We start from the raw sequence: 1257 nt of genomic DNA, 5'->3' as shown, positions 1-1257 counted from the left end.
GCGGCTCGGTGCTGGGCTACGGCGCGGTGTACGCGGGCCTGGCCACCTCGTGGTACACCGGCGCCCGGGTACCGCTGCACTGGTTCAACGACCTGCCCGAGTGGCAGCAGCTCGACAAGTGCGGGCATTTCTGGGGGGCGTTTCAGGAAAGCCGGGGCGCGGTGGACATGCTGCGCTGGGCCGGGCTGCCCGAGAAAAAAGCCATTTGGTACGGCTCATTCGTGGGGTTTGCCCTGCAAAGCCCCATCGAATACTTCGACGGGCAGGACCCCGAATACGGTGCCTCGGCCACCGACCTGGCGGCCAACTTCTTGGGCTCGGCCGGGCTGCTGGCCCAGCAGCTGGCCTGGCACGAGGTGCGCATCATGCCCAAATGGTCGTTTCACCTCACCAGCTACGCCGCCATGCGCCCCAACGTGCTGGGCCGCACCGTGCCCGAGCGCCTGCTGAAGGACTACAACGGCCAGACCTACTGGCTGTGCACCGACGTGGGCGCCTTTCTGAAGCCCGGCAACCGCTGGCCGCGCTGGCTGCAGCCGGCCCTGGGCTACGGCGGCCAGGACATGGTGTATAACGACGACGGCACCAACGCCGCCAAGGGCCTGAATCCCTACCGGCAGTTCTACCTGTCGGTCGACGTGGATTTGCGCCGCATTCCGACCCGCAGCCCGGTGCTGAAAAAGGTGCTCTACGCCCTCAGCATCTTCCACCTGCCCGCCCCGGCCCTGGAGTACAACCCGCGCAACGGCTTCGGCTTCCACGGCCTCTACATGTAGCGCTGACTTCCTGGTGGCGTAGCCCGCGCCGTCAAGGCGGCTTTTTCGACTATCTGCAACGCACACAACCGCATTGGCGTGCCGGCCCGACTGGCCGCCGTACTTTTGACGAATCCGTCCGGGTCGGGCGCGGGTTCCGTATTTCCCGGAGAACCGCGCCCCCGGCGCAAATTTGTAGCATTATGAACGTAGGAGACAGAGTCCGGCTATTGACCGGCACCGAAGAAGGCATCGTAACCCGCCTGCTCGACAGCGAGCTGGTGGAAGTTGCCATCGATAACGACTTTACCATTCCCGTACTGCGGCGCGAGGTGGTGGTGGTGGCCCAGGAAGAAGGCAAGAACTTCGACCGCGCCGCCGTAGACTATGGCCCCGGCCAGCAGCCCGGCCGCAACGCCAACGCCAGCAAGAAGGACAACAGCAAGCGCCCCCAGCACCAGCCCGCCGCCCCCAAGCCAGCGCAGCCCTCGCTGCAGGAAGC

General features: G+C 65.9%; 1 protein-coding gene and 1 pseudogene. Both read left to right on the top strand.

The window, feature by feature from the left end:
* The coding region (locus tag ACYVDE_RS23240) for a DUF2279 domain-containing protein (protein ID WP_460503905.1) at positions 1-776 on the top strand (776 nt) is incomplete at its 5' end.
* A 182-nt stretch (positions 777-958) separates the two neighbouring features.
* A pseudogene (locus tag ACYVDE_RS23235) lies at positions 959-1257 on the top strand (hypothetical protein); the annotation flags it as partial.

This window comes from Hymenobacter agri (genome assembly GCF_054778495.1).
The sequence above is the reverse complement of the archived record's forward strand: the minus strand, read 5'-3'. Positions and strand labels throughout refer to the sequence as shown.